The organism is Acidisoma sp. (assembly GCF_035492295.1).
Taxonomy (GTDB): Bacteria; Pseudomonadota; Alphaproteobacteria; order Acetobacterales; family Acetobacteraceae; genus Acidisoma.
Map to the genome: position 1 here is coordinate 1 of NZ_DATJJK010000030.1, position 5865 is coordinate 5865.

Sequence of the window (5865 nt, forward strand, 5' to 3'; positions counted from 1 at the left end):
CGCGCTCTACCATCTCGATACCGCGAACCCGGAAGCGCCGAAGCCGCGCTTGCTCGCCGAGGAAATCCGCCGCGTGACGCGCGCCCGCGCGGCCAATCCGCGCTGGATTGCGGGGCAGATGCGCCACGGTTTTCGCGGTGCTGCCGAAATCGCGCGCGGGGCGGAAAGCCTTGTGGGTTTCGCCGTCACCCTGCCTGATCGCTTCGACGCCCAATTCGATCTTCTCTTCGATGCAACGCTGGGCGAGCACGCAGTCATCAACTTCCTGGCGGCCGAAAATCCCGCGGCGCTGGCGGCGCTGCGCGGTCATTTCACCCGCGCGCTCAGCGAAAATCTCTGGCGGCCGCGCCGCAACAGCCTGCCCGGGCTGATGCCGGAAGCGGCCGAGTGACCGCCCCCGCCCGCATTCGCGGCTGGTGCCCCAGCCTGTTCCGGCCCATGGAATCGGGCGATGGCTGGCTCGCCCGCATTCGCCCGGAGCGGGGCCGGCTGCCGTCGGCGCTTCTGCGCAAGGTCGCTGACGCCGCGCTCCGCCACGGCAACGGTATTCTGGAAATCACCAACCGGGGCAACCTGCAGGTGCGGGGCCTGCGGCCGGAGAGCATCGCGCCCTTCACGACCACGATGGAGGAGGCGGGGGCTGCGGTGGGCGAGGGGAGCCGCATCCTCATCTCGCCGCTCTTGGGTGCCGACCCTTCGCTTGCTCCCGATCTTCTTGCTCTCGCCGATGAGATCGACCGCGCCTTGCCCGAAAGCTTGTCCGCGAAATTCGGCGTGCTGCTGGATGGCGGGGGCGCCCTGCCGCTCAGCGGTATCGTGCTCGATCTCGTCATTCGATGGACGGGTGCGGACTGGGCGGTGAATGGCAAGGCGGTGGCGCGCGACGCCATCGCGACCCACATCCGGGAGAGAGCGACGGGCCTGGCGCGCGTCTCAGAGCGCGCCGGGCACCCGCCCAAGCTGGGGCGGCACGCCGGTTTTCTGCTCCTCGCCCCTGCCTTTGGCCAGATGCGGGCGGAAGCGCTGCTGACACTGGCGGATCTCGCGGAAACCCATGGGGACGGCGCCCTGCGCCCGACGCCGTGGAAATCCATCGCCCTGGCTGGCGTGGCGTGGGATCAGGCGCCGACTGTGCTGCAGGCGGCCGAAAAGCGCGGCTTCATCACCGATCGGAATGACGGCCGATTGTCGTTAATCACCTGCGCCGGGGCGCCCGCCTGTGCGCGCGGAGAGATTGCGACGCATGACGCAGCCTCGGCGCTCGCCGCCTCCCGCCGTGCGGGTGACGGGCTGCTCCATCTCTCCGGCTGCGTGAAAGGCTGCGCTCACCCCGGAGCAGCACCCGTCACCCTCGTTGGGCGTGCGGGACAAATCGATCTTGTCCGCCACGGCAAAGCCGCCGATACCCCGGCCTTTCGTGGCCTCTCCCTGGCGGAAATTCCAGCAACGATGCAAAGCCTGCCCGCATGACCAAGCGATACGACTACATTCGCGAGGGTGCCGCGATCTACGCGCGCTCCTTTGCCATCATCCGGGAAGAGGCCGATCTCTCTCGCTTTTCGGCTGAGGAGAGCCGCATCGCGGTGCGCATGATCCATGGCAGCGGCATGGTGGAGGTGGCGAGCGCCATCCGCTTCGGCGGCGGCTTCGCGGAGGCTGGTCGCGCCGCGCTGCTGGCCGGCGCGCCGATTCTCTGCGATTCGAAAATGGTCGCTCATGGCATCACCCGCGCCCGGTTGCCGACGAGTAATGAGGTCATCTGCACGCTGGACGCGCCGGAGGTGCCGGCATTGGCGAAGCGCATCGGCAATACCCGCTCGGCGGCGGCGCTCGATCTCTGGGGCGACAAGCTCGGCGGCGCCGTCGTCGCCATCGGCAATGCGCCAACCGCGCTGTTCCATCTGCTCGAACTGCTCGATGCCGGCGCGCCGCCTCCCGCCGCCATCATCGGTCTGCCGGTGGGCTTCGTGGGGGCGGCGGAATCCAAGGCGGCGCTGGCCGCCGATGGGCGTGTGCCCTTTCTGATCGTTGAGGGTCGCCGGGGTGGCAGCGCCATGGCGGTCTCGGCCGTCAATGCGCTGGCGAGCGAGGCCGAGTGACCAGCACCAAAGCCGGCCGGCTCTATACAATCGGCATGGGGCCCGGGGACCCGGAGCTCCTCACGCTCAAGGCCGCGCGCATCCTGGGCGCGGTGCCGGCCATCGCCTATTTTGCCAAGGTCGGGCAACGCGGCCATGCCCGTACACTGGCGGACGGGCATCTGCGTCCGGAGACGGTGGAACTGCGTTTCGACTACCCCGTCACGGTCGAACTCTCCCATAATGACGAGCGCTATGTGGAGGCTATGGCCGGTTGCTACGATGCGGCCGCTGAAGCCATCGCCGCCCGGCTTTCGGCGGGGCAGGACGTTGCCCTGCTCTGCGAGGGCGACCCCTTCTTCTACGGCTCTTCGATGTATCTCTTCGACCGTCTGCGGGAGCGTTTTGCTCAGGAGGTCGTGCCCGGCATCCCGGGCATGGTCGGCTGCTGGGCCGCCGCGCAATTGCCCATGACCCATGGCGATGACGTGCTCGCGGTGCTCCCCGGCACGATGGAGGAGGCGGCTTTGGAAGCGGCCCTTCAGGGCGCGCAGGCTGCCGTTATCATGAAGCTCGGCCGCAACTTGCCGAAAGTGCGGCGCGTGCTGGAGCGGCTGGGGCGCCAGGGCCGCACCGTCTATGTGGAGCGCGGCACCATGGCCGCCGCCCGCATTGTGCCGCTCGCAGAATTGGGTGAGGCGCCGGCACCGTATTTCTCGATGTTGCTCATCCCCGGCCGGCAGGAACGGCGATGACAGGCCGGCTTTACGTCGTCGGTCTCGGTCCCGGTGACGCGGCGCTGGTTACGCCGCAGGCTGCGGCGGCGCTCGCGCAGGCGAGCGACCTTTACGGCTATTTCCCCTATGTCGCGCGTGTCGCCGAGCGGCCCGGCCTCACCCGCCATGGTTCGGACAATCGGGCGGAGATCGCCCGCGCCCGCGCGGCGCTTGCCCGCGCGGCCGAGGGCGGCGTCGTGGCCGTGGTGTCAGGGGGTGACCCCGGCGTTTTCGCCATGGCGAGCGCGGTCTTCGAGGCGGTGGAACAAGGCCCGGAGGCGTGGCGCACCCTGGATATTCAGGTCATCCCCGGCATCTCGGCCATGTTTGCCGCTGCCGCGCGCATTGGCGCGCCGCTTGGGGCCGATTTCGCGGTCATTTCTCTCTCGGACAATCTGAAACCCTGGAATCTGCTGCTGTTCCGTCTGGCGGCCGCCGCCGCCGCCGGACTGGTCCTCGCCCTCTACAACCCGATTTCCCGCGCGCGGCCCTGGCAGTTGCGCGCGGCGCTCAAACACTTGGGCACCGTGCTTGCGCCTGAAACCCCGGTCGTCTTCGCCAGTGCCGTGACGCGGCCGGACGAGCGGATCGAATATCTTTCCCTCACCGAAGCCACGATGGCGACGGAACGGGCGGATATGCGCACCCTCGTGTTCATCGGCACGGCCGAGACCCGGCGCATCGCCCGTGCCGGGGCGCCGGACTGGCTCTACGCGCCGCGCGCCGTGAGGGTGCCGTGATCGAGAATCCAGGCCAGCGCCGCCTCGGCCGTTTCGGTGCGCGCGCCATTGAGCACGGACGGCCGATCCACCATGATCACGGGCAGCACGCACGCGCGCGCGGCGATGAGTTTGGCATCCGAGCCGCCGGAATTCTTGGTGACCAGCATGTCGATGCGAGCGTCCATGAGAAGCGCGCGCTCGGCTGCCACATCGAACGGGCCCCGCGCCGTCAGGATGCTGGTGCGTGCGGGCAGAAAGCTCGCCTCCGGCGGATCGACACTACGGACGAGATATTCATGTTGCGGCGCCTCGTCCCGGAAGGGGATCAGATCCTGTCGCCCGATGGTGAGGAAGATGCGGCGCGGCGCGGCGCCGAGCGCCCGGGCGGCCGCTCGCATGTCGGGAACCATACGCCAATCGTCCCCCGGCCCGGGCACCCAGCCTGGGCGCTCCAGTCGCAGGAGCGGCACACCCGTGAGGCGCGCGGCCTCCGCGGCATTCGGCGTTATTCGCGCGGCGAAGGGATGGGTCGCATCCACCAGAAGTTCCACACCTTCCTCGGTGAGGTATCGGACGAGACCCGCCACTCCACCAAATCCGCCGATGCGGTGCGGAATGGGCGGCAGCACCGGGTTTCTGGTGCGCCCGGCGAGGGACAGCACGGGCGAAACGCCCGGTTTGTCCAGGAGGAGCCGGGCAAGCAGGGACGCTTCCGTCGTACCGCCGAGGATCAGCACGCGCAGTGGTGAAGATTGTGCCATGGCTCGCAATTGTCGGCATCGGCGAGGATGGTGTCGAGGGGCTGTCGCTCGCCGCCCGTGCGGCCATTGCGGCGGCGGAGTGCATCGCCGGCGGGGCCCGCCATCTGGCGCTGGCGGCTGCGCTCATTCCGTCGGCGGCCGAGCAACTGCCCTGGCCGAGCCCGATGACCGAGGCGCTTCCGGTGATCGAGGGCTGGCGCGGGCGCCGGGCCGTGGTGCTCGCCTCCGGCGACCCTTTCTGCTTCGGCGTCGGCTCGTTGCTCGCGAAGCGCCTGGCCCTGGGCGAATGGCGCAGCATGCCCACCGCCTCAGCCTTCTCGCTCGCCGCCAACCGCCTTGGCTGGGCTTTGCAGGATGTGGCGACGATTTCCTTTTGCGGTCGGCCACTGGAAGCCATCCGCCCGCTGCTGCAGCCGGGCGCCCGCATCCTCGCCCTTTCGGCCGACGACACCACCCCCCCGGCGCTCGCCCGGCTGCTCAGCCGCTGGGGCTTTGGCGAAACCATCATCCGGGTTTTGGAACAGATTGGCGGCTCCGACGAATTTTCTTTCAGTTTCAAGGCATCGCGCGGCGTTCATGATCCAATCTCCCCCCTCAACCTGATGGCGCTTGAGGTCGCGGGCGGCCCCGCCATCCCCCTGACAGCGGGTCTGGATGAGGATTGGTTCGAGACCGACGGCCAAATCACCAAGAGGGAAATCCGGGCGCTGACCCTGGCGGCGCTTGCCCCCAGGCGGGGCGAATTGCTGTGGGATATTGGCGCCGGCTCGGGCGCCGTCGGGATCGAATGGATGCTCCGGCATCCCGCGAACCGGACCATCGCCATCGAAGCGCGCGCGGACCGCGCCGCGCGCATTTCTCGCAATGCCAATGCCTTGGGGGTTCCGGCTCTTATTGTGCGTGAAGGTCACGCGCCAGAGGCGTTGGATGGCTTCCCGGTGCCGGATGCTGTTTTCATCGGCGGCGGTGCCCGTAATTTCGAAATAACAGAGCTTTGTTGGTCCGCACTCAAGTCAGGTGGCAGGTTTGTCGTTAATGCGGTGACATTGGAGACCGAGCGCGCCGTGCTCGACCTCCATGCGCGCTGGGGTGGGAGGCTGACCCGCATCGGGATCGAGCGGCTGGGGCCGCTTGGCCCCATGCAGGGCTTTTCACCCGCTCGTACAGTACTTCAATATCGGGCTGTAAAGCCATGATTGTCGCCGGAATTGGCTGTAAGACGGGGATCTCGGCCGAGGCCGTGGTGGCGCTTCTTCTGGCGGCCGGCGAGGAAGGGCCCGGCGCGCCCGATCTGCTCGCGGTGCCGGAATTCCGGCGCGGCGAGGAGGGCATTGCGGAAGCCGCGGAAACGCTCGGCATTCCCATCCTCTGGATCGACCGCGCGGCACTGAGGGGCGAGCAGGGGCGCTGTCTGACGCGTTCTGCCCGGGCCCAACGGGAAGTCGGCCTCGCCTCCGTCGCCGAAGCGGCGGCGCTCGCGGGCGCAGGGCCAGGCGGCCGGCTTGTCCTCGCCCGCATCGCGGCCGAT

Annotated in this window: 8 protein-coding genes; 7 read left to right on the top strand and 1 reads right to left on the bottom strand. The window is 68.7% G+C overall.

Annotated elements, in window-relative coordinates; all coding sequences use genetic code 11:
• The 5 genes from VL752_RS02260 to cobJ form a co-directional block, all read left to right on the top strand.
• A partial coding sequence (locus VL752_RS02260) for a cobaltochelatase subunit CobN (RefSeq protein ID WP_325352111.1) occupies positions 1 to 391 on the top strand: 391 nt, incomplete at its 5' end.
• A complete protein-coding gene (locus VL752_RS02265) occupies positions 388 to 1470 on the top strand; it encodes a hypothetical protein (protein ID WP_325352112.1) in 1083 nt (360 codons plus the stop codon). The genes VL752_RS02260 and VL752_RS02265, both read left to right, overlap by 4 nt.
• Complete coding sequence (locus VL752_RS02270; protein ID WP_325352113.1) at positions 1467 to 2099, top strand: precorrin-8X methylmutase; 633 nt, start codon at positions 1467 to 1469, stop codon at positions 2097 to 2099. Before VL752_RS02265 ends, VL752_RS02270 begins: the two co-directional genes overlap by 4 nt.
• Positions 2096 to 2833 (top strand): precorrin-2 C(20)-methyltransferase, encoded by a 738-nt coding sequence (locus tag VL752_RS02275; RefSeq protein ID WP_325352114.1) that lies wholly within the window; start codon positions 2096 to 2098, stop codon positions 2831 to 2833. The genes VL752_RS02270 and VL752_RS02275 overlap by 4 nt, the downstream gene beginning before the upstream one ends.
• Positions 2830 to 3594: a precorrin-3B C(17)-methyltransferase gene (gene cobJ, locus VL752_RS02280; protein ID WP_325352115.1), complete on the top strand. Its 765-nt coding sequence runs from the start codon at positions 2830 to 2832 to the stop codon at positions 3592 to 3594. Before VL752_RS02275 ends, cobJ begins: the two co-directional genes overlap by 4 nt.
• Here the strand turns inward: cobJ and VL752_RS02285 are convergent.
• Positions 3564 to 4337, bottom strand: coding sequence for a cobalt-precorrin-6A reductase (locus VL752_RS02285; RefSeq protein WP_325352116.1), 774 nt, complete (start codon positions 4335 to 4337; stop codon positions 3564 to 3566). The two genes, cobJ and VL752_RS02285, sit on opposite strands and share 31 nt — an antisense overlap.
• Between VL752_RS02285 and cbiE the strand changes: the two genes are divergently transcribed.
• Positions 4319 to 5533 carry a precorrin-6y C5,15-methyltransferase (decarboxylating) subunit CbiE gene (cbiE, locus tag VL752_RS02290; RefSeq protein WP_325352117.1) on the top strand — a complete coding sequence of 405 codons (1215 nt, stop codon included), beginning with the start codon at positions 4319 to 4321 and terminating at the stop codon, positions 5531 to 5533. The two genes, VL752_RS02285 and cbiE, sit on opposite strands and share 19 nt — an antisense overlap.
• Positions 5530 to 5865 (top strand): cobalamin biosynthesis protein (locus VL752_RS02295; protein ID WP_325352118.1); only part of this gene is annotated, 336 nt, incomplete at its 3' end. The genes cbiE and VL752_RS02295, both read left to right, overlap by 4 nt.

Excerpts from the sequence above, each read along its gene's own strand:
- VL752_RS02285 (WP_325352116.1), bottom strand. The coding sequence starts at position 4,337 with ATGGCACAATCTTCACCACTGCGCGTGCTGATCCTCGGCGGTACGACG.
- VL752_RS02270 (WP_325352113.1), top strand. The coding sequence starts at position 1,467 with ATGACCAAGCGATACGACTACATTCGCGAGGGTGCCGCGATCTACGCG.
- cobJ (WP_325352115.1), top strand. The coding sequence starts at position 2,830 with ATGACAGGCCGGCTTTACGTCGTCGGTCTCGGTCCCGGTGACGCGGCG.